Below are 25,388 nucleotides of genomic sequence, written 5' to 3'. Positions count from 1 at the left end.
TTTTTTAAGCATCCGGCCACCCCCGATATCTACACTCCCTAACACGCCGGCCGCTTCAGATGTGTATAAGCGACTGGTTCGGGCCGCCGGGCGGCCCGCCCCGCATCCGCCGGACTTCGCCGAGCGGATGCGGGGAGGCGGGGGGAGAATGGCCTCCAGGGGACTGGTCTCGCGCTGCGCGCGATGACGGGAGGTGGTGGACATGCTGCTGCCGGACAGACATCTGGTCGCTGATCTGCTGGCCCGTTACCGGGCCTGGGAACGGCTCGTCCTCGCCGATCCGCTCGACGAGACCACCCGGGGGCGGTTCGAGGACGTCGCGTACACCCTGTGCGTACTCATGGGGCAGCGCACCGCGCGTGAGGCGATCTGGCACGCCGAGGCGTATCTGCGCAGGACCCGGCCGGTTCCGATCTTCCCGGACGGAACGGAGCCCGTCGGCCCGGGAGTTCACGAGATCGGCGCGGAGTGACCGCGACCGCGCGCGGCTGACCGGTGTACGGCGGGTCGGCCCGGCGAACAGGTACGGCTGTTCCCACGGTGGCAAGCGACCGCTTAGTATGCGGTCGAGTGCGGTACCGCCCATCGTGTGGAGGCCCTGAATGCAAGCATGGCGAGTACACCGGAACGGAGAGCCGGGCGAGGTGATGCGGCTCGAAGAGGTGGAGCGTCCCGAGCCCGCCGACGGCCAGGTGCTGCTGCGCGTCCGGGCCGCGAACATCAACTTCCCGGACGTACTGCTCTGCCGCGGCCAGTACCAGGTACGGCCGCCGCTGCCCTTCACACCGGGCGTGGAGATCTGCGGAGAGACCGAGGACGGACGTCGGGTCATCGCCACGCCCGCCCTGCCGTATGGCGGACTGTCCGAGTACGCCGTCGCCGACGAGGCCGCGATCCTGCCCGCGCCCGAGGCCCTGGACGACGCCGAGGCGGCGGCCCTGCGGATCGGCTATCAGACGGGCTGGTTCGGACTGCACCGACGGGCGCGCCTGCGGGCGGGCGAGACGCTGCTCGTCCACGCGGCGGCGGGCGGTGTCGGCAGCGCCGCCGTACAGCTCGGAAAGGCCGCGGGAGCCACCGTCATCGGTGTTGTCGGCGGCCCGGTCACCGGCGGCGGCCCGGACAAGGCCCGGGTGGCCCTGGAACTGGGCTGCGACCTGGTGATCGACCGCCGTACGGACGACCTTGTCGCGGCGGTCAAGGAGGCCACCGGCGGCCGGGGCGCGGATGTGGTGTACGACCCGGTGGGCGGCGAGGCCTTCGACAGGTCCACCAAGTGCGTTGCCTTCGAGGGCCGAATCGTGGTCGTCGGCTTCGCGAGCGGCGCCATTCCGAGCCCCGCCCTCGGTCACGCGCTGGTGAAGAACTACTCGATCCTGGGCCTGCACTGGGGTCTGTACGCCGCCAAGGATCCGGCGGCGGTGGCCGCCTGTCACGAGGAGCTGACCGCGCTCGCGGCCCAAGGCGCGATCAAGCCGCTGATCAGTGAGCGGGTGCCGATGAAGGGCGCGGCCGACGCCGTTCAGCGGGTCGCCGACGGTGTCACCACCGGACGGGTCGTGGTCCTCCCGGAAGGCGTGGCCCGATGACCGACGCCACTCGACCGCTGACCGATCGACCGCTGACCGACGCCGCCCAACTGCGCTCCCTCGTCCGGAAGTTGCTCGCCGAGTACCCGCCGGCCGGGACCGACCGTACCGACTTCCTCAAGGCGCGCTTCGACGCCGGACTCGCCTGGGTCCACTATCCCGTGGGGCTCGGCGGACTTGACGCGCCGCGCTCTCTCCAGGCTGTTGTGGACGCCGAGTTGGCCGCGGCGGGCGCGCCCGACAACGATCCGCGCCGGATCGGCATCGGTCTCGGCATGGCCGCGCCGACGATCCTGCGCTACGGCACCCGGGAACAGAAGGAGCGCTTTCTGCGGCCTCTGTGGGTCGGCGAGGAGGTGTGGTGCCAGCTCTTCAGCGAGCCGGGTGCCGGCTCGGACCTCGCCGCGCTCGCCACCCGCGCCGTACGCGAGGGCGACTCCGCCACCGGCGACTGGATCGTCAACGGCCAGAAGGTATGGACGTCCAGCGCGCATCTCGCCCGCTGGGCCATCCTCATCGCCCGTACCGATCTGGATCTGCCCAAGCACCGTGGCATCACCTACTTCCTCTGCGATATGACCGATCCCGGTGTCGAGGTACGGCCGCTGCGCCAGATCACCGGCGAGGCCGAGTTCAACGAGGTCTTCCTCACCGATGTACGGATCCCGGACGCACACCGGCTCGGCGAGGTGGGCGAGGGCTGGAAGGTCGCACGGACCACGCTGATGAACGAGCGGGTCTCCATCGGCGGAGCCCAACTCCCGCGTGAGGGCGGCATGATCGGCCCGGTCGCCGGTACCTGGCGCGAGCGGCCCGAACTGCGTACCCACGAACTGCATCAGCGGCTGCTGACGCTCTGGGTGGAGGCCGAGGTGGCCCGGCTCACCGGCGAGCGGCTGCGCCAGCAGCTCGCCGTCGGACAGCCGGGTCCCGAAGGCAGCGGAATGAAGCTCGCGTTCGCCCGGCTCAATCAGGAGATCAGCGGACTTGAGGTCGAACTCCTCGGTGAGGAAGGCCTGTTGTACTCCGACTGGACCATGCGCAGGCCCGAGCTGGTCGACTTCACCGGACGCGACGCCGGTTACCGCTATCTGCGCTCGAAGGGCAACTCCATCGAGGGCGGTACGAGCGAAGTACTGCTGAACATCGTCGCCGAGCGCGTCCTCGGTCTGCCCTCCGAGCCGCGCGACGACAAGGACGTTCCCTGGAAGGACCTGACACGATGACGCTGCGGCCGAGCGGATCCGAGGCCTCTCCCGATCTGCTCTACTCCGACATCGAGGACGATCTGCGCGCGGCCGTACGGTCCCTGCTCACCGACCGCCACGATGTACCGGCGGCGCTCGTCCGCGCGGAGTCCGGTGATCCGTACGATCCCGAGCTGTGGACCTCGCTCAGCGCCGGGATCGGAGTGTCCGGGCTGCTCGTCCCGGAGAAGCTCGGCGGCCAGGGCGCGGGCCCGCGCGAGGCCGCCGTCGTACTGGAGGAGCTGGGCCGGAGCGTCACGGCGGCGCCGTATCTGACCAGTTCGGTGATCGCGACCGAGACGCTGCTCGCCTGTGACGGTGAGAGCACGGAGAGCACGGATGTCGCGGGACTGCTCACGGCGCTCGCCCATGGGCACCGGGTCGCGGTGCTCGCCGTACCGTTCACCACCGCGCCGGACGGGCCGCTGTCCGTCGGCGCGGGGACGATCAGGGGTGTGGCGGACGCGCAGCGGGCGGATGTGTTGCTGGTGCTGGAGGACGACGGGCTGTACGCGGTCGAGACGGCCTCGCCGGGCGTCATCGTGGAACCGCTGACACCGCTCGATCTGACCCGGCCGCTCGCCGCGGTCACCGTCGACGCCACCGCGGGTCTGCGGATCGCCGCGCCGCCCTTGGCGGAAGCCGCCGTACGCCGCGGATTGCTGGCCGGGGCCGGGCTGCTCGCCTCCGAGCAACTCGGCATCGCCGAATGGTGTCTGGAGGAGACCGTCCGGCACACGCGCGAACGGCATCAGTTCAACCGTCCCGTCGGCTCCTTCCAGGCGCTCAAGCACCGGATGGCACAGCTCTGGCTGGAGGTCGTCTCGGCCCGCGCCGCCGCCCGCAACGCGGCCGACGCGCTGGCCACCGGCAGCCCCGAGGCACCGCTCGCGGTGGCCCTCGCCCAGGCGTACTGCGCACGGGTCGCCGTCCACGCGGCCGAGGAGTGCGTCCAGCTCCACGGCGGGATCGGAATGACCTGGGAGCATCCCGCGCATCTCGCCCTCAAGCGCGCCAAGTCCGATGAGCTCGCGCTGGGTTCACCGGGCCGCCACAAGGAGACACTGGCCGCGCTCGCCGATCTGCCGGGCCCTCGGTAGTCCCTGTCCGGCGGCTCCGGCCTGCGCCCGGGCCGACTGAACCGCAGGTGGCGGGGTGACGAACTCTGCGGCGGACAGCCCCGGTTGGGCCCCGCAGGGGCGGATACTCGGCTGGTCCGCGCCCCACCGCGTTCCTCCGGAGGCATCATGGCCCTCACCACCCGCCGCAGAGCCGTCAGCACGCTCGCCGCCGCGCTCGCGGGAGTCGTCGCGGCTCCCGCGAGCGCGCAGGCCACCACGCGTACACCAGGCGGCCGGGAAGCCCGGCCGCTGCGTCAGGCACACGCCCACAACGACTACCTCCACGCCCGCCCGCTCCATGACGCTCTGTCACATGGCTTCATGAGTGTGGAGGCGGACATCTTTCTGGTCGACGGTGAACTCCTCGTCGCCCATGAGCCCGCCGATCTCGATCCGGCGCGTACGCTCGCCTCGCTCTATCTCGATCCGCTGCTCGCGCGCGTACGGGCCAACCATGGCTCCGTATACCGAGGTTGCCACCGTCCGGTACAGCTCCTCATCGACATCAAGACGGACGGCGTCGCCGCCTACACCGAACTCCACCGCCAACTGACCGCGTACCGTTCCATGCTGAGCACCTACGCGCACGGCTCCGTACGCCTCGGCGCGGTCACACCGGTCATCTCCGGCGACCGCGCGGCCCGTGTGCCGATGGAGGCGCAGCGGGTGCGGTACGCGTTCTACGACGGACGGCTGGAGGACCTCGGTACGGCCGCTTCCGCCTCCTTCGTACCGCTCATCAGCAGCAACTGGACCCAGAGCTTCGGCTGGCAGGGCGTGGGCGCCTTCCCGGCGGAGGAGCGCGCCGAACTGCGCCGTATCGTCGCCACCGCCCATGACCGCGGGCAGCGCGTGCGTTTCTGGGCGACTCCGGATCTCGCGGGCCCCGAGCGGGACGCCGTCTGGACCGAACTGCTCGCCGCCGGCGTCGACCACCTCAATACGGACGACCTTGCGGGCCTCGAACGTTTCCTGCGCACGCACCGCGCGTAGCCAAGATCACCGCGGTCAACCACCCGTTCGGCGGACACGCCAGTCGGCGGTACGGGCCTCCTCCTCCGCCACACTGGCGGCCGAATGCCGCGATTCCGGTGCGGCGGAGGAGGTTTGTCGATGGCCATTTCGATCTCAGTGGTGCTGCTTCTGGTGATCCTCGCGGTGATCTTCGTACGCAACGGCGGACTGAAGTTCTCGCACGCGACGGTCTGCATCCTGCTCGGGTTCTTCCTCTCGGGCACGAGCATGGCGCCGACCATCGCGAACGGAATCTCCGCCACGGCCGGAGTGGTCAGCAGCCTCAGACCGTGACGGCGCGCCGGTGGACATGAACCCGGGCGGTCCACGTCGGCGCGGGAACAGCGCCACCGGCGGCGGTGACGGCCGGCGAATGGCGTCACCACGGCATGCCGGGCACAGTGGAGAGAAGAGGCGGGCCCGTGAGAGGCGCACCCTCTCGTGCATCCTCTCCGGCCGCACGGCAAGAAGGGGCGGCCCCTGATGGCAACCAGCGAAGCCACTCTGGCGGGACACAAGGAAAGCACGGTCAAGGGAAAGACCACCATCGCCGACTCGGTCGTCGCGTCCATCGCGGGCATCGCGGCCCGTGAGGCGGCCGGTGTCTATGCCATGGGCGGCGGCATGTCACGCACCCTGGGCGCCGTACGCGGCAAGATGCCCGGCGCGGACGACTCCGCACGCGGTGTGCAGGTGGAGGTCGGTGAGAAGCAGACGGCGATCGATCTCGGCATCGTCGTCGAATACGGCACACCGATCACCGAGACCGCGGGCAATATCCGGTCGAATGTCTCCGAAGCCGTGGAGAGCATGACCGGACTGGACGTTGTCGAGGTGAACATCGGCGTACTCGATGTCCATGTGCCCGGAGCCGAGGGCGAAGAGGCCGGCGAATCGCCACGCGTGGAGTGAGCGCGATCCATTCCGGGCGCTGATCCGCGTGCGGAACGAAGTCCCATCCGAAACATCGGCCACGGCCGTCGCGAATTTCACTTCCGTGCCTTTCTCTCCTCTCCTGGATACTCCTGGACACTCCTGGATATGTGTCGCGGAACGCCTGGTGCCCGGCCGGGAAGCCGGTTACGCTGAGCGGCCGGACGGCGGCCCAGGGGGGAAGTCATCATGGCCGGACTGCTTCATGAGCGGCGGTAACGCCCATATCGGCAATGTGGCCGAGTACAATCGTCAATTCTTTCCGGCGCAATTCCGCAGCGATCATTTACGGTCGTGGGACATCGAAGGCCATCATTACGCCGGGCTCGCGTTGTTCTATTCGGCCGATCCCGGTCCGGTCTTTCTGCCGCTGCGTTTCGACCGTGCCTGGCTTGACATGCAGCGCAGCTATCTGCACTGGCCCCATGTGTCGCTCCACTGGACGGCCGGTGAGCCCGGTCTGTCCGATGTGCTCGCCGCCGATCCGGCGGCGGTCGCCACACTGCGTGCCGCGCTGGACGCGCCCGGCGGCGGACATCTGCTGGCGTGGGGCGAGACGGCCGGGACGGAGCGCCTGCGCGCCGCCGTGTCCGGTCGTCCCACGACCCCGGGCGGCGGCCCGGCCCAAGAGCGCGGACAGGCAGCCTTCGAGTCCAAGCGCGAGGCGCACCGCCGCTTCTCGGAGTGCGCGCGAGGACGGCCGGAGATTCTGATAACTCGTCAGGAGGTCTACGGCGACGCGCAGACCGCGGCGGCGGCGCTCGCCGCACGGGCCACGGCGGGCGCGGGCCCGGTGATGCTCAAGTCGGACTTCGGTGTCGGCGGCTTCGGGACCCGGCTGGTCCGGCCCGACGAGATCCCCACCCAGGACGATGTGTGGGCCCTGCTGCGCGCGCTGACCGACGACGACGCGATATTCGGCGTCGTACCGCTGCTCGTAGAGGAGTACATCGAGCCGCATCCGCTCCACTGCCAGCTCACCTACGACGGCGAGATCACCGACGACGGCGTCATCGATCGAGGCACCGCGCTGATGCATGTGACGGGCACCCACTACCGCGGCGCCACCACCGGGCCCGGTGCGCTGCCCGAGCCGCTGCGCCGGCCGGTGACGGACTTCGGCCGCACGGTCGGCGCGATGCTGGCGGCCGAGGGCTACCGAGGCTGGTTCGACGTCGACTTCGTGCGGGCGCGCGACGGCCGGCTCGCGCCGACCGAGATCAACGCCCGCCGCACCGGTCCCTGTGCCGCCATGGCCATCGCCGCGAACCTCGGAGCGTCGGCCGGCCGGCCGGTGGTCGTCAGGACCGAGGACACCCTGCCGCTGCCCAGGGCGATCCCGGAGGAACGTCTGTACGCGCGCTTCGAGACCGTGGCGCGTGTCCTCGCCGACCAGGGCGTCGCCTTCGTCCCGACACTCGTGACGGCGTCCTCGGAGAAGGTCCCGTACGCGGGCTTCGCCCTGGCCGGCGCGTCGGTGGCCGAGGTGGACACCGCGATGCGGCATGTCGTGCATCTGATGAGCGGACTCGCCGAGGAGGGCGAAGCATGAGCATCGACCCGGACCTGAGTGACGCGGACCCGACCGGCCAGGACCTGAGCGCCCTGGATCTGAACGGCCCGGACCTGACCGGCCCGCTCGCGAGGGAGTGCGAGTACATCACCTACTTTCCCGTCAACATCCGCCCACTGATCCCGGCGGATCTGACGGCCCGGCCCACCGACGGCTCGGCCGGCTTCGGGATCTATCTGCATGTCCCGTTGTGTGATCAGATCTGCCCGTTCTGCAACTACAACAAGTTCCTCAGCGGTACACGCCCGGACCGGCTCGGCGGCCTGCTGGAGCAGGAGATCGCGCTGTACGGGAACGTTGTCGCACCGCACATCGACCGGGCGGACTTCGTCTACTTCGGCGGTGGCACGCCGTCGGTGCTGTCCGCGGCCCGTATCGGCTCACTGCTCGCCCGGCTCCGGGAGAGATTCGACCTCACGGCCGCGGAAGTCAGTCTGGAATGCCATCCCTCGCACGCCACGCCCGAGTATCTGAGCGCGCTGCGCGAGGCCGGAGTGAACCGGATCAGCTTCGGCGTACAGAGCTTCGACGCCCGGATGCTCACGGCCATCGGCTCCCATCACACCGCGGAGGACTCCGCGGCCTGTGTGCCCGCCGCCCGACGGGCCGGCTTCGACAATGTCGCCGTCGACCTGATGTTCCTGCTTCCCGGCCAGGACATGGACTCCTGGTCGGCGGACCTCGACCGGGCCGTGCGCACCGGCGCCGACCACATCAGTACATACCGGATGCTGCTGGATCCGATGGGCCCGCTCGGCCGGGGCATCCGGCTCGGGCGTACCGTTCCCCAGGCCGGAGAGGCGACCGAGGTCCGGATGGCGCAGACGGCGCTGGACACTCTCGCCGCCGCCGGATACCGGCACTACGGCTCGTGCAGCAGCGCCGGTTTCGATCTCTGTCTGCCGGGCCGTGAGTCGGTGTACGAGCTGAGGCACCGGGCGGCGCCGCAGTGCGAGTACGCGGCGATCGGCCCGGGCGCGGTCGGATTCCTCAACGGCTCGGTGTACTGGAACATCCACACGCTCGGCGAGTACGCCCGTACGGTCGGCGGCGGCGCGCTGCCCGTACTCGCCGGCCGTCGTCTGACCGACTCCGACCGTCGCTCACGCTACGCCGTCCTCGGTGTCAAACACATCGAACTGCCTCTGGCGCCCTTTCGCGAACGGTTCGGGCGCACACTGCGCGAGGCGTTCCCGGACACACTGGATCTGCTGGCGGCGAGCGGTCTCACCGAGGAGAGCGAGGACATCCTGAGGGTCACACCGCGCGGTGTGCACTACATGGACACGATCTCCAAGGCGTTCTTCAACGCGGACAACCACCGTCTTCCGCAGCCCTACAAGCCGGAGTTGCAGATGATGTCCGTCGACCTCCACGGCAGCCCGGCATGAGCACCGGGGATATGGCGCCGCTCGCCAGCCGGCCGGAGCACACACTGCGCGCCGCGGCACACCGCGCGGCTCGGACGTCTCCGTACTACCGCGATCTACCGACCGGTCACGGCGGCAGCGACAGTGGCAGCGACGGCGACGGCGACGACCACGCCCGTGCGGGCGCCTGGGCGGACATCCCGTTCACCAGCGCGGCCGATCTGCTGCGCGGCGGTTCCAGGATGGCGGCGCGGACGGGCGTCACGGCGTATGCGAGCAGTGGCACCGGCGGATCCGCCAAACCGGCCTTCTTCACGGCCCGCGACCGTGCGGCCACGGTCCGTAGGACCGCCGCGGGCCTGGTCGCCTGTGGCGTCGATCCCGATGACACACTGGTCGTGGCGCACGGCTTCGGCATCTGGCTGATCGGTCCCGACTTCACCTCGGCCGGTGAGGAGTTGGGGCTACGGGTGGTGCCGGTCGGCAAGGGACCGGGCATCGCGCACACGCTCGCGCTGCTGCGTGAACTGGGCGCGGATGTCATCGCGACCTCTCCCGGCTACGCGCAGCGGCTCGCCGCACTCGTCGGGCCCGGGGACGCGGCCACGGCGCTGGGCACCCGGATGCTGCTGCTGTCGGGCGAAACGGTCTCGGGCCGGCTGCGTGCGTCGATGCGGGAGGCCTGGGGCCTCGACGCGGTCCACAGCTTCTACGGCTCCGCCGAACTCGGCCATCTCGGCTGTGATCCGGCCGCCGACGGCTCGATCGCCCTCACCTCGGACCTGGCGTACGAGGTGCTGACCGCGAACGGTCCCGCCGAGTTACGGGAAGGCGCCACCGGCGAACTGGTCGCCACCACGCTCTTCCAGGAAGGCATGCCGCTGGTGCGCTATCGCACCGGCGATCTGGTGCGGCTGACACGAGTGGGACCGCAGGGCCCGGTGGTTGCGCTGGAGGCGCAAGTCCTGGGCCGGATCGCGGAGTCCGCCGTGCTGGAGTCCGGCGAGAAGCTATGGGCATGGCAGGTGGAAGAGGCACTGGTCGGCACCGAAGGGATCACCGACTTCCGGGCGTATGTCGATGAAGTCCCCATGGACCGCCAGTGGTTCGACACCGGCGACCGGCTGTCGGTACGGGTCGCCACCCACGGCGACCGGCCGCTGACCTCCGAGGCGGTACGGCGGCTGATCGCGGGCCTGCGCGAGATGTCCCTGGACATGTCGGCGGCGGTCGGCTCGGTCGAGATCGAGCTGGAGTGGTGCGTGTACGACGACCTTGTGGCCGAGGACGGTCCGGGCAAGCCGCGCCGGCTGGTCGACCGCCGCGACGGTTTTCCGGCGCAAGCCCAGGCCCAGGCCCAGGCCCCGGCTCCGGCCGAGGCGGGCGGCGCGCGGTGAGCACGGCCCATGAGCTACGCGTCGGCCTCATGACCGGCGAGAAGGCGGTGCCGCTGCTGGCCGCCGCGCACACCGGCGCCTTCGCCCGTCGCGGAGTCGCGGTGCGTCTCACCGTGGTCACCGGCGCGGCGGAGCGCGACGCGGCCTTTCTGGCCGGGGAGTTCGATGTCGCCTTGATGAACCTCGTCAGTGTGCTGCGTATCCATATGACCACCGCCGCCATGCGGATCATGACCAATCTGCTGGACGGGCCGGGCGAGGGCGGGATGTTCCGGCTGCTCGCGGGACCGGCCGAGGCCCGGGCGCGGCCGGTTCTCGCGGTCTCACGCGGAACGATCGCCGACTTCAGCGCCTTCTGTCTGCTGGGCCTGCTCGACCGCGACTGGGCCGAGGTCACCGTCGTGGACATCCAGGACATCACTGCCCGGGGCCGGGCCCTCGTGGGTGGCGCCGTGGACTGGGCCGTCCTGCCGGAGCCCGCCGGCTCCTGGTGTCTGAGCCGCGGCTGTACGGTGATGGCCACCGACCGTACGCTCACTCCGCCCGGACCGGCCTTGTGCACGGCAGCCGGGGAGCGGGCGCCGGAAGCCGAGACCGCCGCGGCCTTTCTCGCCGCGTGCCGTGACGGAGCCGCCGCCGTCGCGGCCTCGCCCGGTCTCGCCCGTGAGGTGCTGACCGCCCATGGCATAGAGACCGACGACCGGTGGTCACCGCCGCCGTACCGTATCGGCGGACTGCCCACCGTGGCGGATGTCGCGGCGGTGCTGGAGTGGATGGCGTCCACCGCGCCGGGCCCGGCCGGGCGGTCCGGGCCGACGACGGCCGACCGTTCCGCGTACGCCATACACCACGCCCTGGTCGGCTGACTTCTTACCGGCTGACTCGCAGCCCGCACCGGCCCGGCCCGCCCTGGCCTGGTCCCGTACCGCCGTGTGCCATGCTGGTGCGCCCAGCGGCCCAGCGGCCGGGGGAGGGACCACCGTATGAACACACCTGGCACACCCATCACACCTGGCACACCACTCCCGTTGCCACGCGACCTCGCCGGGCGGCCGGTCGCCGCGCTGCGGGCGACCGCGAAGGCGCTGCGTACGGCGCCCGCCGCCGAGCACACCGCGATCCTCGGCCGACTGGCCGCGTCCGCCGTCCCGGAGGCGCGCTGTGTCGCCGGATACGCCGCCGCCTGGTTCGTACTCCGCCACCGGGACGACGACGCCCGGTCGCTGGTCGATCCGCTGATCGGCGACGGAGACTGGACGGTGCGGGAGGCCGCCACATTCGGCGCCCGGGAGGCGCTCGTGGCGGACGCCGAGCGCGCTCTGCCGCTGGTGCGCCGCTGGGCGGCCGAGGACTGCGGCGACCGCGAGCACCGCGCGTTCCTGGTGGTGGCCCGCCAGCCGAAGCGGCAGACGCCGTCCGTGGTCGAGGAGTTGATCCGGCTGCTGCGTGTGCCGCTCGCCGACGACGCGCCCTATGTACGCAAGAACGTGCCCTTCTGTCTGCGCTATCTCGCCCGTACCCACCCGCATGCCCTGGCTTTCGCGCTCCGCGCATGGGCCGCGACCGACGACCGATGGCTGCTGCGTTCCTGTGCGACGGCGCTCACCGGTGAACTGCTCGCCGCCGAACCGTACGCCGCCGCCGAGATCGTCGGCCTGCTGCGCCGCTCCGGCGACGACTGGACGGTCCGGCGGCTGCCCGCCGCCCACGGATCAACGGTGTACGGGCCCTCCGTACACACCGAGGAGACGGCCACCTCGCTCAACTCCCGTTCGCCAGGCGCGGAATGATGTGCCGGAGAAGGTCCCGCCGTTCCATCGCCTCCACGAACCGGCGTACATCTTCCTCGTCGCTGTAGGCATGGAAGGACACACGCAGCCAGTCCAGCCAGGAACCGGTCAGTATGTCCTCCTCGGCCAGTGACCGCCGTACGGTGACGATGTCGTCGACCGGCACGCACAGCATCGCGCCCGCGCTCCGCAGCGGCGGGCGCGAGCGCGGCCCGGCCGCCCGTACCAGCGCCTCGGCGGCGTCGGCCACCAGGGCCCGGACATGGTGCTCCACCGCGCCGCCGTCCCAGGACAGCACCTGCTCCAGACCGGCTCGGGCGGCCGACGCGCACAGCAGCGACGGCAGCCCGGAGTCGAAGCGGGCCGCGTCCGCGCGGCGCCGTACGGCCGAGCGGGCGGTGGCGAACCGCTCCGCGGCGCCGAGCCAGCCGACCGCCAGCGGCCGGGCCCGCTCCAGCAGCAGATCGCCGCAGTACGTCAGGGTGAAACCGCCCGCCGAGCCCAGCAGGTACTTCATACAGCCCGAGGTCCAGGCGTCGACTCCGGTGGCCGTGACATCCACGCCGACCACACCTGCCTGGTGGTAGCCGTCGACCACGCACAGGCTGCCCACCGCATGGCACATGTCCGCCACCTCCGCCAGCGGAAGTTCGTACCGGCCGTTGTGATGGACGCCGCTGAACACGACCGCCGCCACCCGCTCGGTCAGGGCCCCGGACAGCGCGGCGAGCGCCGCGTCCGTACCGCCCGGGCCACCGGCCGGTGGGGACAGCAGCCGGACCTGCGCGCCGAGCCGACGGGTGGTCAGCGCGATATCGGCCAGCGTCGGGAAGTCGTCCTCGAACAGCACGAGTTCGGGCCGTTCGCGGTAGTCCAGCGCCGTTGTCAGCGCGGCGACGGCCGACGATACGGAGCTGCCGACGAACACCTGCTCGGGCGCACAGCCGATGAGCCGTGCGAAGGCGCCGCGCGCCGCCTCCATCTCCTCCAGCCACAGGTCCCACCGCGCTCCGCCGTCGTCCCACTCGTCCAGAAAACCGGCGACGGCGGCCCGGACCGGCCCTCCCAGCGCGCCCTTGCTGGCCGAGTCGAGGTATGTACGCTGATGCACCAGCGGGAAGTCCGCGCGGTCCACAAGCGCGGCGCGGCCTGCGGCCGGAACAGCGAGGTCCCTATCCTCGGCGTTCACGGCCGCGCCTCAACACCGCCGAGGATGAGCCCGCCGGCGGTCAGCTCCGGCCCTCCTCCGCCAGAGCCGCCGTCAGCCGTCCGGCGATCCACCTCGCGTCCGCCGTCGACACGCCGGGATGCACCGGCAGTGCCAGCAGCCGGTGCCAGGCCGCCTCGGCGTGTACGGGCGGCTCCGGTATCCGGCACACCGACGCCAGGAACGCGTGCCGTGACAGTGGCGCGTAGTAGGAGCCGGTCACGATCCCGGCGCGGCGCAGCCGTTCCACCACACGGTCGCGCGGCGGCCCATGGCCGTCCGGATCCGCCGCCAACTGGATCTGATAGAGATACCAACTGTGCTCCTCCGTGGAAGTCCGGTGGGGCAGATCGACGCCGGGCAGCCCGGCGAGGGCGTCGTCGTAGATCCGTACGACGTCACGGCGCGCGCGTTGCAACTCCGGCAGCCGGGCCAACTGGGCGCGGCCCACGGCGGCATGCACATCGCTGAGGTTGTACTTCCAGCCCGCGGCGACCGCTTCGTAGGAAGCCGCCGTGGCCGGGAGCGCCGGGTCCCACGAGAAACGCAGCCCGTGCCGGGCCAGCAGCCTGGCGCGGTCGACGATCTCCGCGGGACCGGTCAGAGCACCGCCCTCGACGGAGGTGAGGTTCTTCGTGGCGTAGAAGCTGAAACAGGACACATCCGCCTCACCGGCGATGTGCCGCCCGTCGATCCGTGTGTCGACCGCGTGCGCGGCGTCCGCCACCAGCGCCAGGGCATGGCGGTCGGCGACGGCCCGCAGAGCCGTCATGTCGCAGGCGGCGCCGCCCATATGGACCGGTACGACGGCCCGGGTACGAGGCGTCACCGCCGCCGCCACGGCGGCCGGGCCGATGTTCAGGGTCCGCGGATCGACATCGACAAGCACCGGGACCGCGCCGACGGCCAGTACGGCGTTGACGGTGGCCGGGAAGGTCAGCACGGAGGTGATCACCTCGTCGCCCGCGCCGACGCCCAGACACAGCAGCGCCAGATGCAGGGCGGCGGTGCACGAGTTCACCGCGAGGACCGGCCCGGTCCCGAAGTGCCTGGCCAATTCCTCCTCGAAGAGCGCGGTCTCCGGGCCGGTGGTGAGGCCGCCCGAGCCGAGTACGCGTGCGACGGCGGCGAGTTCGGCCTCACCGACGCCATGCCCGGTCACCGGGACAAGACGGCCGCCCTCGGCGCTCTGTGAAGCGTGCGACACCGTGCGTCTCCCCACCCCGAGAGCCTTCTCCCCGTGCGGGGACCGGTGAGTACCTCAGCAGCGTACGCCGATCGCCCGTCATTGAGGGCGGTTTCGCACTCGTTTGATCCGATTGTCTGATGGGTATGCCCCCAGCTCTCCGCACTTCGCACGGCTCTCCCGACTTCATCACTTAGGCCCTCCCTGCGCACCTTCGCCGCCTTTGGAGGCATGCCATGCCGACCGTCACCGCTTCCGAGGTCGAACGCACGCTCCTGCGGGCCAACCGGCAGATCCGGGCCGGGCGGGCGCCTCATCCCTCGGACACCGACTGGGCCGTACGCAAGGGCACTGTCTGGCTGCGACGGCCCTCGGCGGTCGTGGACTTCTACCAGTTCTGGTTCCGTACCCGAGGCTGCACCTTCGACCGGGGCGGACAGTGCAGCATGTGCAACTACGGTGTGGGCCCGGAGATCGATCCCGACGAGGTCCACCGTTCCGTCGCCGCGCGGATCGCGTCCGTGCCGGAGGGCTCACTGATTTATCTCTCGCCCTCGGGCAGTCTGTTCGACGAGCGTGAGGTGCCGCCCGGACTACGGCGGAACCTGCTGCGGTGCGTCGCCCGCCGCAGACCGGTCGGCTTCACCTTCGAGACCCGCCCGGAGTTCTGTTCGCCGCGTCTGCTGGACGAGATACAGGACTTTCTGCCCGATGTCGCCATCGCCTGTCATCTCGGTGTGGAGTCCTGGGATCCCGACAAGCGCCGTCGCTGCCATCTCAAGCGCACACCGACCGCGTGTTACGAGACGGCCGCCCGCGAACTGCGGGCCCGTCGTATCGCTCCCATCGCCAACATCACCCTCGGCGGGCTCGGCATGTCGCCGGCCGAGGCGTACGAGGACACACTCGCCACGATCCGTGGCACGCGCGCGGCCCGCTTCGCCATCCAGATGCTCTTCCCGCTCAGCGCGAAGCAGGGCAGTCTGCTGGGCTGGGCGCATGAACAGGGCCTGTGGGAACCGCCGTCCTTATGGCTGCTGATCCGGGCGCTGCGGACGGCCACCGTCGAGGTGTACGCGCCTGACGAGGCCGGCGACCTCAGTCTCTCCTGGTACAACCCGCAGGTCGGCGAGGTCGTGACCGCCCGCCCTGACAGCTGCCCGGTGTGCCGTCCCATGCTGATCGACACGCTCAAGGCGTTCGCCCTGACACCGTCCGCCGACTCCCTCGGCGAGGCCGCCCGTTGGGACCGCTGCGGCTGCCGGTCGCGGGCCGAGCGGGACCTGACGGAGGATCAGAACGGTTACCAGGAGCGTCTGGAGGCGATAGCGGCCCGTTGGACGCAGATGAGCCGGAGGGCGCCGTAGCCGGTCCGCCCGGCGTCACTCGTTCGCCGAGAGGTCTCTGCCGTACGCCGGAGGCGGTCGCGATGACACTGGAAAACATGATCGACCACATCACACTCCAGGTGAGCGATGTCCGGGCCAGCCGTGCCTTCTACGAACGCCTGCTGGCGCCGTGCGGCACCCAGGTCGTCGCGGAGGACGGCGACACCGTAGGGCTCGGCCGAGGCGACAAGGCGGATATCTGGATCATCCCGGCCGAGGGCCGCACCGATCGCGAACTCCATGTCGCCTTCGGCGCCGACAGCCGCGACCATGTGGACGAGGTGCACAGGACCGCGGTCGAGATGGGCGTCGACGTACTCGGCGAACCGGCCCTCCTCCCGCAGTACGAACCGGGCTACTACGCCTGCTACGTCCGCGACCCGGACGGCCACAACATCGAGGTCGTGGCCCGCACCGTCTGATGCTGATGCCCTATGGCACCGGCCGGCGAGCGCCGTGCGGCGGAACCTGGCCGACTGGCGGCGCCCGGCCTACAGGCGTGGAATGGATCTGGAGCGTCCGGTCCACCGCCAGAAGGGCCGGGCCCCATTGGGCGAGCCCGATCCCAGGAGTCCATGTGTCTGTCGTGCCGCTGACCGACATTCTGTCCGACGCCTTCAAAGAGCGTTATGGCGTGCCGGCCATCAATATCTTCAACGACCTCACGATGGAGGCGGTTCTCGCGGCGGCCGTGGAGAAATCCTCGCCCTTGATCGTGCAGACGTCCGTCAAGACGGTCAAATCGATCGGCAGCGATGTGCTCCATGCCATGTGGACATCGATGACGGCGGGTATCGAGGTACCGGTCAGTCTGCATCTGGATCACTGTCCGGAACGTGCGGTCATCACCGAGTGTCTGCGGCGCGGCTGGAATTCCGTACTGTTCGACGCCTCCCGGCTGCCGGTGGCGGAGAATATGCGGCAGACGGTGGAGGTCGTCGCCGAGGCCCGTGCGTACGGCGCCCATGTGGAGGGCGAGATCGAATCGATCACGGGCGTGGAGGACGACATCGGCACCGACAAGGCGGCTGCCCAGCAGGATCTGGAGGTGGCGCTGGAATTCCTCGACACGACCCATGTGGATGTTTTCGCGCCCGCCATCGGAAACGCTCACGGTACATACAAACGCGCGCCGGTACTTGATTTCCAGCGTGTCTCCGACATTGTCGCGGCACATCCTCTGCCGATCGCGCTCCACGGTGGCAGCGGCCTTTCCGACGAACAGTTCCACGATCTTATTTCCCGAGGATGCGCGAAGGTCAATATCTCGACCGCCCTCAAGGAAACATTTATGAAGTCGAGTCTCACCTTTCTCGAATCGGCCGCGGAGAAACAGAAATGGGATCCGCCGTCTCTGTTCCGTTCCGTGCGCCAGGACGTGATCGGAATGGCCGGCTCGCTCATGACGCTCTTCGGCAGCGCCGGACGGGCCGGGTGACACCGTGCCCGCCCTCGTCTTCGACTGCGACGGAGTACTCGCCGACACCGAGCGCTACGGGCATCTGCCGGCGTTCAACCAGACCTTCAAGGAATTCGGGCTGCCCGTGCGCTGGAGCGACCGCGAGTACGCCGAGAAGGTGAAGGTCGGCGGAGGCAAGGAGCGTATGAAGACGCTCCTCACTCCCGAGTTCATCGCCGCGGCCGGGCTGCCCAGCGATCCCGACGCGCTCGACGAACAGATCGCGCGATGGCACCGGCGCAAGACCGAGGTGTACACCGGGATCATCCAGAGCGGCACCATTCCGCCCAGGCCCGGCGTACGACGGATCGCCGCCGAGGCCGATGCCGCCGGATGGACGCTGGCCGTCGCCTCCACCTCGGCGGAGCCGGCCGTACGGAGTGTGCTGGAACTCGCCGCCGGGCCCGGACTCGCCGCGCGTTTCGCCGTGTTCGCCGGAGACATCGTCCCGCGCAAGAAGCCGGCTCCGGACATCTATCTGTACGCGGTGGACCGGCTCGGGCTCGGCGCCACGGGCACCGTCGTGATCGAGGACAGCCGGAACGGGCTGCGTTCGGCGCTGGACGCGGGCCTCGGATGTGTGGTGACACCCAGCGCCTACACCGGCGAGGAGGACTTCAGCGGCGCGCTGCTGGTCGTGTCGTCCCTGGGCGATCCCGCCGATTCCGCTGATCCCACGGATCCCGCGCGGAAGGAGATCACCACGGAGGTGCTGAGCGATCCGCTCGGCGCGGATCCGCGTCCCTTCGTCCGGCTCGCCGATCTCGAATTCCTGCTCTCCGCTGCCCCCGGCGCGAAGTGACGCAGGCCAGTCAGGAGTCAGGAGAGACGACATGCCATCGACAACAGACAGCGGCAGTGACCGCAGCAGCGAGCGCCGCGACGGGCGCGGCACCAGCGGTGTCGACACCGGCAGTGTCCGTGGCGGCGAGCGTGGCAGCGATCTGGAGTTCGTCGTCAGGACCATCGCGCGGACGGCGGTGGACAACGAACGCGAATTCGGCGAACTCGACGCCGTCGTGGGCGACGGCGACTTCGGATACTCGCTCGCACGGGGCTTCGAGATCGTGCTCGCGGACTGGGACACCTTCGACCGCGATTCGCCCTCGGTGTTTCTGAAGAAAGTGGCCCTGGTGATCTCCAAACGGGTGGGCGGGACCTCGGGACCGCTGTGGGGCACGGCGTTCCTCCGGGCGGCCGGGGCCGTCAACGAACGGTCCTGGTCCGAACTGGGCGGCGCGGACGCGGTCGCCATGCTGCGCGCCGCCGCCGAGGGCATCAAGGTACGAGGCCGGTCCGATCTCGGCGACAAGACGCTGCTGGACGCGCTGATCCCGATGACCGACGCGCTGGAGACGGAGCTGCGGACCGGACAGGGCGCGGCGGCGAGGCCCACCGGGCCGGCCGGGCCGGCCGGGCCCGCCGGTCCGGCGCGGGTCGCGGCGACGGCGGCCCGTATCGCCGCCGACGCCACCACGCCGATGCTGGCCAGACGCGGTCGGCCGAGCTACACGGGAGAGCGCAGCATCGGCTCGCCCGACGCGGGAGCCGTGGCCGTCGCGGTCATCGCGGAGCGGATCGCCGACGAATGGGCGCGGCGCGTCTGACCTCCAGGCCGACCGGAACCGATCCGGACCTACCAGCCCTGTCCCTGCCTCAGCCCTTGTCCCTGCCTCAGCGTCGAGATCCAGGAGCGATTCTCATGAAGAAGTTCGTCAACGATCCGAAGAACTATGTGCCCGAGATGCTGCAAGGGCTGGCCCTGGCCAATCCGGACAGCCTCCGTTATGTCCCCGAGTACAACCTGATCATGCGCGCCGACGCACCGCGCGCGGACAAGGTCTCCATCGTCCAGGGATCGGGATCAGGACATGAACCGGCCCATGCCATGACCGTGGGCAGAGGAATGCTCGATGCCGCGTGTCCCGGCGATGTCTTCTCCGCGCCGCCCACCGACTATGTGTACGAGACGGTCAAGCTGGTCGCGTCGCCGAAGGGCGTGCTGTTGCTGGTCAACAACTACACGGGCGACCGGATGGCGTTCGAGATGGCCGAAGAGCTCTCCGAGGCCGACGGTGTCACCGTCCGTACGCTGTTCATCGATGACGATGTGTCCGTGCAGGACTCCACCTACACGGTCGGCCGCCGTGGTGTGGCGGGCAACTTCTTTGTGATGAAGGCCGTCGGCGCGGCGGCGGAGCGCGGAGACGGTCTCGAAGAGGTGCACCGGATCGGCGCGAAGGTCAACTCCGTCACCCGCACCATGGGCATGGCGCTGACCGCGTGCACTCCGCCGGCCAAGGGATCGCCGCTGTTCGATCTGCCCGAGGACGAGGTCGAGATGGGCGTGGGCATCCATGGTGAGCCCGGACGGCGGCGCGAGAAGCTCCGGCCCGCCGACGCGATGGTGCGGGAGCTGGTCACCGCTGTTGTCGAGGATCTTCCCTACACCTCCGGTGACGGTGTCGCCCTGATGGTCAACGGCCTGGGCGGCACTCCCATCGGCGAGCTGTATCTGGTGTACGGGCTGGCGCACAAGCAACTCACCGAGCGCGGCATCGAGATCCGCCGCAGTTACGTGGGCGAATACTGCACTTCGCTCGACATGGCGGGCGCCTCCATCACTCTGGTCCGGCTGGACGACGAGATCTCCGATCTGCTCGCGGCCCCGGCCGAGATCCCGATCCGTGTCTTCTGAGATCCGCGTCCGGCGGGATTTGTTGTCCAAGCTTTGACGTTGAACGGGCTTGGCAATGTGTCCGCTCCGTAGCAGTGTGTGACGCGACTGGTCGGCCGGCGGCGATCACACCATGTCAGGCTTGTGTGCTGCTTGCTGACGGCCACTCAGTTCGCCGCGCCGCCAGCCGACTTGTGGTGCGGTGAGCCGCACTGTAGGAAGAGACCGACGTGGAACGAGTCAGCGGGGGATACACCCCGGACGTCACTTTGGAGTCACTGCCGGCCGAGCCTCTGCTCGGGCGTGAGTACCAGGACAGCCCGGAGGTTGTGCACGAACGTCTGCGCCAACGGCACGGCGCCGTCGCTCCGGTGGATCTGCTCGGTGTGCCCGTGTGGCTGGTGCTGGGATATCCGGAAGCCCTGCACGTACTCCAGAACGACGCGATGTGGCCCAAGGGCATACAGCACTGGCGGGCCCGTAACGAAGGCCGTGTCCCGGACGACTGGCCGGTCGCTCCCGCGCTGGTGGCCGAGAACATGATGGCGCGAGGCGGTCCCAACCATGGTGCTTACCGGGCCGCTTGGGACGCGGCGCTGAAGCCCTTCCAGGATCCGGGCCATCCGCAGACCCGCAGGCTCAAGGACAACATCCGCCGGACCGCGAAGGACCTCATCACACTCCTCGCACAGGGCGGCAGATCAGGTATCGCGGATCTGGCCGCGCAGTTCTCCCGGCCGCTGCCTCTGATGGTCGCCGGCGAGCTGCTGGGCGCCTCCGGCTCCCTCGATGACGAAGCCCTCATGGACATCTGGCGGATCCTGGACGCCGGACCGGCCTCGGCCCAGGCCTCCGAGCGTGTCCTCGCCGCCATGGGCAGGCTCGGCGAGGAGAAACGGAGCCGGCCGGGCGAGGACTTCCCGTCCTATCTGCTGGCCGCACGGCCGAATCTGACGGCCTCGGAACTGGCCCATGAACTCACCATGCTCATGGGCATGATCGCGGACCACGGAGGCATCCTCATCGCGAACTCCGTCGTCGAGATCATCACCGGCGACGGCCGCGCACGCGCCAGTCTGTCGGCGGGCATGATCCGCGAGGCCGTCAACCATGTCGCCCTCCGCAAGCCGCCGTTGGCCAACTTCGTACCGCGGTTCCCGGTGACCGATCAGTGGCTGGGCGAGTACATCATCCGGGCGGGCGAACCGGTGTGGATCGCCACGGCCGCCACACACACGGACGTACGCTTCGCGGCCGGTACGTCGGCCCACCGGGCGACCAGCACCCGTGCCCATCTCTCCTGGGGCGCGGGCCCACGGCAGTGCCCGGCCCGGGAACTCGCCACCACCATCACCACTTTGGCCCTTGAGTCCCTGTTCGAGCAGTTCGAGCACCTCGAACTGGCGGTACCGGTGGATCGGCTTCCATGGCGCTCCTCGCCCTTCGTACGGGGCCTGCGCGCGCTGCCGATCAGATACCAGCTCAGGGCGGGCTTCGACATACCCGTCGTGCCCGCCACCGATCGGCGGACGGCGGGCGAGCGGACGGCGGGCGAGGAGCAGCCCGTACCGGCCGCCACGCTGCGTCAGTTCCTCACCAGCCTGGTCACCGGCAAGATAGATCCGAACTCGTTCTGACGGTGTGGGCGATGGCCCCGGCCAGCCGGTTCGGCCAGGGCCACGCGCCTGTCGTATCAGGACGGGTTCAGCTCAGGACGGTCAGGACGGGTTCAGCTTGATGGAGAAACCGTTGAAGATCGACCACACATCGACCCAGCCCAGACCGGTGCTGCACTCCTGGGCGGCGTTGTACCCGTAGCCGACGCTGACGATGCCGTTGAGCTGCCGAGAGTCGGTGTCGTTGATGTAGATGACCGGACCGCCGCTGTCGCCGCCCCGGCCGACGATGCCGCCGTAGTGCGGCACACCGTAACTTCCCCATACGGTCGTGCCGTTGACGTTCCAGCTCACATTGCCCGAGTACACCGTTCTGATGTTGCAGACGACCTTGGAGTTGTATCCGAGCTGGCAGGTGAAGTCGCCGACGGCGACATTGCGTACGCCGTTCAGATAGCGGCTGTAGCCCGCCGCGTCGAGGCCGTCCCAGGTGTAGCGGTTCGTCGGTGCCTCGATGAACGACGAGTCGATCGCCGGGAGCTGGTACTTGACCTGGCCTATGTAGTTGCCGCCGGCCGCGTAGACATGGGTGCCGACGCCGTAGCAGTGGCCGGCCGTGACCAGCCACTGGCGGCCGTCCCAGGTGCTGACGGCGGGTATTCCGCTGGTGCAGTTGGACTGGCTTCCGTACGCCGGTCCGAGCGCGGCTCCCGCGTAGAACGGCGTGGTGTCGTTCCAGCGGCTCAGCGGCGTCGACGACGGCGCCTTTCTGACGCGGACCTCGGTGCCGTCGGCAGCGGCGGCGCTCTGCTGCACGACGGCCGGCGAGGCGAAGTAGCGCTCCGCGGCCTTCGGATCGTCCACGGCGAGCTCGATGGTGCCGCCGTCGACCGAACTGCCCGCCAGAGTCACCTCGAAGGGCAGATCCGAGCGGCCGGTGATCGCGTCGATCTCCTTCCTGAGCTGTTGCCGGGACTTCTCGCCCTTGACCACATGGATCAGTCCGGTGTCGACCTCGGGATTGGCCTTGTGCACCGCGGCCACGAAGTTCCGGCCCTGGCGCACATCGGTCAGATAGACATTGACGGAGCGGTAGTCGGCGGCCATCTCGACCTGTGTGTAGATGTCCTTCCGAGGCCCTTGTCCCACCTGGGCCACGGCGTCGGCGGCCAGTCTCAGTGGTTCGAGCACCTCGGCCTGCCGCTCCGGTGTCATGGCCGCCACCGCCTCCACGGAGAGCGGCCCGGGCGTCTCCGCCTGTGCGGAGACCGCCAGGAGCGGCAGCAGGGCGAGCGCCCCCGCCACCGCGATGGCGCGGCGAATCGCTTTGTTCATCTGTCCCCCCTCATGGACCTCGTGCGCACGAGGTCGCGATCTGAGGTGACAGAAGGTACTGAGAGGCGCATCGGGCGACAAGGACTGTTTAAAGCCGAAGCCATGCCACGTGTCCGGAAGGCAGAATGGGCGTGTGTCCGACTCGTGGTTGTCCAGGGTGCTCGCCGCCGTACGCCGGCCCCCAGCCCTCCCCGCTCCGGTGCCGTCCCCGCCGGAGGAGGCCGCCCTGGAGTACGCCTCCACGCTGCTCGCCGAAGCACGCTCCGAGGTCGACCGGGCCGACAACAAGGCCCAGATCCTGCTGGCCGGCGCGGGGATCGGCGGCGGGGCACTGGCCGGCGGGCTGCTGGCCAGGTCCTGGTCGCCGCTGGAACTGGCCGCGTCCGTACAGTGGTTGTGGTGGATCGGGCTGGCCGCGGGCGCGGGCGGGATCGGTCTGCTCGGCAGTGTGGTCTATCCCCGCAGCTCGCGGCGCGGCGCCGCCACCGGCGGTTCGACGGTGGAGTACTTCGGCGATGCCGCCGAATACGGCACCGATGCGGAACTGGGCGCCGCGATAGGCCGGTCGGCCGCTGCCCGACTGGAATTGACGGTCAGTCAGCTACGCCAGGTCAGTCTGATCGTGGCCCTGAAATACCGGGCCGTGGCGGGCTCGATGTGGCTGCTCGTCGCGGCTCTCGGCTGCTGCGGCGGCGCGGTTCTGCTGGACCGGCTCGTCCGCTGAGAAGTTCGCCCGATGGCATCTTCTGATGTGGTGATGCCGGCCGCCGGTGCCTACGGTCCACTCCTCGGAACTGAAACTGAGGAGCACGGACATGTACGGACCGGAGAACATGGCCGGAACCGCCGACACCACCGAACTGCTCGCCCGTGGCGCACAGGGCGACAGCGCGGCCTTCACCGAACTGGCCGGCCGTCACCGGGCCCGGCTCCTGGGCCTGTGCCGGCTCATCACCTGTGACAAGGCAGCCGCTCATGCCGCCGCGACGGCCGCGCTGCGGGACGCCTGGAGGAGGCTCACCGACGGTGGTGGGGCGAGTGGGACGGCCCTTTCCACGGCGAGCGCCCTTTTCGACCGCTGTGCTGTGATCCACTCACTGGCCCTGGCCCTGGCCCCGGACTCCCGCGCTGCGGACCCGGACCACCCGTATCCGGAGGCGGACACCGGTGCCTTCGAGTCGGCTTTACGCCGGCTCCCGCCGAGACGGCGGGCCATGCTGGCGCTGAGCGACTTCGCCGGACTCTCCTACGACGAGATCGCGGACACCATGGACGAACCACCGGCCCGGGTACGGCAGGAGGTCGGAAAGGCACGGCGAGATCTGCTGCGGCCGGCTCCGACCATGCGGTAGGAGTACGTACCGTCCTGGGCCGGGACGGTACGTACTCCCTTCCGCCGCCAGGGGACCCCCGGCCCCTGGCCTCCGGGCCCGGCTCCCCGTTCCGGGCCTCGGCGACTGTCAGGGCTCGTCCGGCGACTCGTCGTCGAACTCCTCCTCGTCCTCGTCCCCGTACTCCTCCGTCTCCGCCGGAGCACCGGCGTCCGTCCCGATCCCCGAGTGGCCCGAGGCGTGGTGCCCGGAGGCGTGATGCCCGTGGTGTTTGTCGCCGGCCCGGCCGTCGTGCTCCTTGGACTCGCTCTCGCCCTCGTGGTGCCCGGTGCGGTCGGCTGGGTGCGCCTGCTTCAGCTCATGGATGAGATAGCCCGCTTCGAGTGTCCGTACCGCCGTGTTCAGCGCCGAGCCCGGTGCCTTGCGGGCACGCTCGGCTCCGGCGGCCGGCTGTTTGCCCGTACGCTCGATGCCCTCGCCTCCGAAGTCCGCCAAGCCCTCGACCGTCTTCGGCTCCGGTACGGCGGGTGCCCGGCCCGGGACGGGCGCGTCGATCCAGGCCCGTCCGCTGAAGCCCTTGTCCTCCATCGTGACCAGTACCTCCCGGAACGCGGACGGATCCAGGCCCGGATACCGCTGCCGTACCACCTGCTGATACGTGTGGTCCGTGACGGCGGTGACCAGATCGCGGTCCTTCGCCGCGCGCAGAGCGGCCTTCAGCGGACCCGAGTTGAGGAACCGGCAGACGTCGATCACCACGCCGCTGGCGAAACCGGTCTTCGCCACATGCACCGTTCCCTCACCGAGCGAGGCCCGCAGCCGGATCCGGCCGGTGGGACCGCGGTCCCGGTTGTCCACCTCCAGACCGTCGCGCAGACCGGTTAGCAACCGCGGCAGCACCCATGCCTGATCGATACCGGACTGGAGGATCAGCAGCACTCCGTCGCCGCTGTCCTGCCGTGCGAAGTACTCGGTTCCCGCGTTGGTGAAGGCGTGCCGCACGATCCGGTCCAGCCGCTCCTGCTCACGCATCTGCTCCAGATTCAGCCGGCTGCTGTAGCCCTCGATGTCCACGGCGAACACAACCCGGGTGATACCGGGAGACACCAGCGCCATCACCACTCCTGTCCGACGGCCGGAGCAGCCGGACGATGC

25 protein-coding genes are annotated in these 25,388 nt (G+C 69.8%); 21 read left to right on the top strand and 4 right to left on the bottom strand.

All coding sequences use genetic code 11. The annotated features are described in order from the left end of the window. Positions 1-202: 202 nt before the first annotated feature. The 12 genes from ACFV6H_RS25605 to ACFV6H_RS25550 all read left to right on the top strand — a co-directional run bounded on the left by ACFV6H_RS25605 (position 203) and on the right by ACFV6H_RS25550 (position 12,034). Positions 203-472, top strand: coding sequence for a DUF5133 domain-containing protein (locus ACFV6H_RS25605; protein WP_384985856.1), 270 nt, complete (start codon positions 203-205; stop codon positions 470-472). Between the two features lie 130 nt (positions 473-602). Then, positions 603-1,589, top strand: coding sequence for an NADPH:quinone oxidoreductase family protein (locus ACFV6H_RS25600; RefSeq protein WP_385546211.1), 987 nt, complete (start codon positions 603-605; stop codon positions 1,587-1,589). Positions 1,590-1,621: 32 nt separating this feature from the next. After that, complete coding sequence (locus tag ACFV6H_RS25595) at positions 1,622-2,815, top strand: acyl-CoA dehydrogenase family protein (RefSeq protein ID WP_385546239.1); 1,194 nt, start codon at positions 1,622-1,624, stop codon at positions 2,813-2,815. Further along, positions 2,812-3,936, top strand: a complete 1,125-nt coding sequence (locus ACFV6H_RS25590; protein ID WP_385546208.1) for an acyl-CoA dehydrogenase family protein — start codon at positions 2,812-2,814, stop codon at positions 3,934-3,936. The genes ACFV6H_RS25595 and ACFV6H_RS25590 overlap by 4 nt, the downstream gene beginning before the upstream one ends. Before the next feature lie 147 nt (positions 3,937-4,083). Then, positions 4,084-4,950: a phosphatidylinositol-specific phospholipase C/glycerophosphodiester phosphodiesterase family protein gene (locus tag ACFV6H_RS25585; protein ID WP_385546205.1), complete on the top strand. Its 867-nt coding sequence runs from the start codon at positions 4,084-4,086 to the stop codon at positions 4,948-4,950. 120 nt (positions 4,951-5,070) lie between these two features. Beyond that, the gene (locus ACFV6H_RS25580; protein ID WP_093605286.1) at positions 5,071-5,265 is read left to right on the top strand and encodes a hypothetical protein; all 195 of its coding nucleotides are present in this window, start codon (positions 5,071-5,073) and stop codon (positions 5,263-5,265) included. A 189-nt stretch (positions 5,266-5,454) separates the two neighbouring features. Beyond that, positions 5,455-5,883, top strand: coding sequence for an Asp23/Gls24 family envelope stress response protein (locus ACFV6H_RS25575; RefSeq protein ID WP_384783739.1), 429 nt, complete (start codon positions 5,455-5,457; stop codon positions 5,881-5,883). Between the two features lie 226 nt (positions 5,884-6,109). After that, positions 6,110-7,456, top strand: a complete 1,347-nt coding sequence (locus ACFV6H_RS25570; protein ID WP_385546202.1) for a hypothetical protein — start codon at positions 6,110-6,112, stop codon at positions 7,454-7,456. Continuing rightward, entirely contained in the window at positions 7,453-8,868 is a 1,416-nt protein-coding gene (locus tag ACFV6H_RS25565) for a coproporphyrinogen-III oxidase family protein (RefSeq protein WP_385546199.1), read from the top strand. The genes ACFV6H_RS25570 and ACFV6H_RS25565 overlap by 4 nt, the downstream gene beginning before the upstream one ends. Then, positions 8,865-10,244, top strand: coding sequence for a phenylacetate--CoA ligase family protein (locus tag ACFV6H_RS25560; RefSeq protein ID WP_385546196.1), 1,380 nt, complete (start codon positions 8,865-8,867; stop codon positions 10,242-10,244). Before ACFV6H_RS25565 ends, ACFV6H_RS25560 begins: the two co-directional genes overlap by 4 nt. Next, the gene (locus tag ACFV6H_RS25555; RefSeq protein WP_385546193.1) at positions 10,241-11,110 is read left to right on the top strand and encodes a hypothetical protein; all 870 of its coding nucleotides are present in this window, start codon (positions 10,241-10,243) and stop codon (positions 11,108-11,110) included. Before ACFV6H_RS25560 ends, ACFV6H_RS25555 begins: the two co-directional genes overlap by 4 nt. Positions 11,111-11,227: 117 nt before the next feature. Then, complete coding sequence (locus tag ACFV6H_RS25550; protein WP_385546190.1) at positions 11,228-12,034, top strand: DNA alkylation repair protein; 807 nt, start codon at positions 11,228-11,230, stop codon at positions 12,032-12,034. Here the strand turns inward: ACFV6H_RS25550 and ACFV6H_RS25545 are convergent. Together ACFV6H_RS25545 and ACFV6H_RS25540 are read right to left on the bottom strand one after the other, a co-directional pair. Continuing rightward, on the bottom strand, positions 12,006-13,223 hold the full coding sequence (locus tag ACFV6H_RS25545) for an aminotransferase class V-fold PLP-dependent enzyme (protein WP_385546187.1): 1,218 nt from the start codon (positions 13,221-13,223) through the stop codon (positions 12,006-12,008). The genes ACFV6H_RS25550 and ACFV6H_RS25545 overlap by 29 nt on opposite strands. 40 nt (positions 13,224-13,263) lie before the next feature. Next, positions 13,264-14,448: a DegT/DnrJ/EryC1/StrS family aminotransferase gene (locus tag ACFV6H_RS25540; RefSeq protein WP_385546184.1), complete on the bottom strand. Its 1,185-nt coding sequence runs from the start codon at positions 14,446-14,448 to the stop codon at positions 13,264-13,266. Positions 14,449-14,663: 215 nt separating this feature from the next. Here ACFV6H_RS25540 and ACFV6H_RS25535 point away from each other — a divergent pair, with 215 nt between their 5' ends. The 7 genes from ACFV6H_RS25535 (at position 14,664) to ACFV6H_RS25505 (ending at position 21,588) form a co-directional block, all read left to right on the top strand. Continuing rightward, positions 14,664-15,794 (top strand): hypothetical protein, encoded by a 1,131-nt coding sequence (locus ACFV6H_RS25535; protein ID WP_385546181.1) that lies wholly within the window; start codon positions 14,664-14,666, stop codon positions 15,792-15,794. 77 nt (positions 15,795-15,871) lie between these two features. Next, positions 15,872-16,237: a VOC family protein gene (locus ACFV6H_RS25530; RefSeq protein ID WP_385546178.1), complete on the top strand. Its 366-nt coding sequence runs from the start codon at positions 15,872-15,874 to the stop codon at positions 16,235-16,237. A 155-nt stretch (positions 16,238-16,392) separates the two neighbouring features. Beyond that, complete coding sequence (locus ACFV6H_RS25525; protein WP_385546175.1) at positions 16,393-17,253, top strand: ketose-bisphosphate aldolase; 861 nt, start codon at positions 16,393-16,395, stop codon at positions 17,251-17,253. A gap of 4 nt (positions 17,254-17,257) precedes the next feature. Continuing rightward, a complete protein-coding gene (locus ACFV6H_RS25520; protein WP_093596534.1) occupies positions 17,258-18,076 on the top strand; it encodes an HAD-IA family hydrolase in 819 nt (272 codons plus the stop codon). Between the two features lie 31 nt (positions 18,077-18,107). Further along, the gene (gene dhaL / locus ACFV6H_RS25515) at positions 18,108-18,881 is read left to right on the top strand and encodes a dihydroxyacetone kinase subunit DhaL (protein ID WP_385546170.1); all 774 of its coding nucleotides are present in this window, start codon (positions 18,108-18,110) and stop codon (positions 18,879-18,881) included. 95 nt (positions 18,882-18,976) lie between these two features. Continuing rightward, the gene (dhaK, locus tag ACFV6H_RS25510; protein ID WP_385546167.1) at positions 18,977-19,972 is read left to right on the top strand and encodes a dihydroxyacetone kinase subunit DhaK; all 996 of its coding nucleotides are present in this window, start codon (positions 18,977-18,979) and stop codon (positions 19,970-19,972) included. Positions 19,973-20,181: 209 nt separating this feature from the next. After that, positions 20,182-21,588, top strand: a complete 1,407-nt coding sequence (locus tag ACFV6H_RS25505) for a cytochrome (protein WP_385546164.1) — start codon at positions 20,182-20,184, stop codon at positions 21,586-21,588. An 81-nt stretch (positions 21,589-21,669) separates the two neighbouring features. On the opposite strand, the gene ACFV6H_RS25500 is transcribed toward ACFV6H_RS25505, so the two are convergent. Continuing rightward, positions 21,670-22,902: a hypothetical protein gene (locus ACFV6H_RS25500; protein WP_385546161.1), complete on the bottom strand. Its 1,233-nt coding sequence runs from the start codon at positions 22,900-22,902 to the stop codon at positions 21,670-21,672. A 133-nt stretch (positions 22,903-23,035) separates the two neighbouring features. On the opposite strand from ACFV6H_RS25500, the gene ACFV6H_RS25495 reads away from it, so the two are divergent. Then, complete coding sequence (locus ACFV6H_RS25495; RefSeq protein ID WP_385546158.1) at positions 23,036-23,626, top strand: Pycsar system effector family protein; 591 nt, start codon at positions 23,036-23,038, stop codon at positions 23,624-23,626. A gap of 91 nt (positions 23,627-23,717) precedes the next feature. Continuing rightward, entirely contained in the window at positions 23,718-24,254 is a 537-nt protein-coding gene (locus ACFV6H_RS25490) for an RNA polymerase sigma factor (RefSeq protein ID WP_385546155.1), read from the top strand. Positions 24,255-24,362: 108 nt separating this feature from the next. On the opposite strand, the gene ACFV6H_RS25485 is transcribed toward ACFV6H_RS25490, so the two are convergent. After that, on the bottom strand, positions 24,363-25,349 hold the full coding sequence (locus tag ACFV6H_RS25485) for a hypothetical protein (RefSeq protein WP_385546152.1): 987 nt from the start codon (positions 25,347-25,349) through the stop codon (positions 24,363-24,365). Between the last annotated feature and the right edge of the window lie 39 nt (positions 25,350-25,388).

It is taken from the genome of Streptomyces sp. NPDC059743, assembly GCF_042732975.1.
Classification (GTDB): Bacteria; Actinomycetota; Actinomycetes; order Streptomycetales; family Streptomycetaceae; genus Streptomyces.
This window is presented reverse-complemented; position numbering and strand designations above follow the sequence as displayed.

Excerpts from the sequence above, each read along its gene's own strand:
- ACFV6H_RS25590 (WP_385546208.1), top strand. The coding sequence starts at position 2,812 with ATGACGCTGCGGCCGAGCGGATCCGAGGCCTCTCCCGATCTGCTCTAC.
- ACFV6H_RS25530 (WP_385546178.1), top strand. The coding sequence starts at position 15,872 with ATGATCGACCACATCACACTCCAGGTGAGCGATGTCCGGGCCAGCCGT.
- ACFV6H_RS25550 (WP_385546190.1), top strand. The coding sequence starts at position 11,228 with ATGAACACACCTGGCACACCCATCACACCTGGCACACCACTCCCGTTG.
- ACFV6H_RS25575 (WP_384783739.1), top strand. The coding sequence starts at position 5,455 with ATGGCAACCAGCGAAGCCACTCTGGCGGGACACAAGGAAAGCACGGTC.
- dhaK (WP_385546167.1), top strand. The coding sequence starts at position 18,977 with ATGAAGAAGTTCGTCAACGATCCGAAGAACTATGTGCCCGAGATGCTG.
- ACFV6H_RS25500 (WP_385546161.1), bottom strand. The coding sequence starts at position 22,902 with ATGAACAAAGCGATTCGCCGCGCCATCGCGGTGGCGGGGGCGCTCGCC.
- ACFV6H_RS25565 (WP_385546199.1), top strand. The coding sequence starts at position 7,453 with ATGAGCATCGACCCGGACCTGAGTGACGCGGACCCGACCGGCCAGGAC.
- ACFV6H_RS25600 (WP_385546211.1), top strand. The coding sequence starts at position 603 with ATGCAAGCATGGCGAGTACACCGGAACGGAGAGCCGGGCGAGGTGATG.
- ACFV6H_RS25560 (WP_385546196.1), top strand. The coding sequence starts at position 8,865 with ATGAGCACCGGGGATATGGCGCCGCTCGCCAGCCGGCCGGAGCACACA.
- dhaL (WP_385546170.1), top strand. The coding sequence starts at position 18,108 with ATGCCATCGACAACAGACAGCGGCAGTGACCGCAGCAGCGAGCGCCGC.
- ACFV6H_RS25585 (WP_385546205.1), top strand. The coding sequence starts at position 4,084 with ATGGCCCTCACCACCCGCCGCAGAGCCGTCAGCACGCTCGCCGCCGCG.
- ACFV6H_RS25570 (WP_385546202.1), top strand. The coding sequence starts at position 6,110 with ATGAGCGGCGGTAACGCCCATATCGGCAATGTGGCCGAGTACAATCGT.
- ACFV6H_RS25485 (WP_385546152.1), bottom strand. The coding sequence starts at position 25,349 with ATGGCGCTGGTGTCTCCCGGTATCACCCGGGTTGTGTTCGCCGTGGAC.
- ACFV6H_RS25580 (WP_093605286.1), top strand. The coding sequence starts at position 5,071 with ATGGCCATTTCGATCTCAGTGGTGCTGCTTCTGGTGATCCTCGCGGTG.
- ACFV6H_RS25490 (WP_385546155.1), top strand. The coding sequence starts at position 23,718 with ATGTACGGACCGGAGAACATGGCCGGAACCGCCGACACCACCGAACTG.
- ACFV6H_RS25535 (WP_385546181.1), top strand. The coding sequence starts at position 14,664 with ATGCCGACCGTCACCGCTTCCGAGGTCGAACGCACGCTCCTGCGGGCC.
- ACFV6H_RS25605 (WP_384985856.1), top strand. The coding sequence starts at position 203 with ATGCTGCTGCCGGACAGACATCTGGTCGCTGATCTGCTGGCCCGTTAC.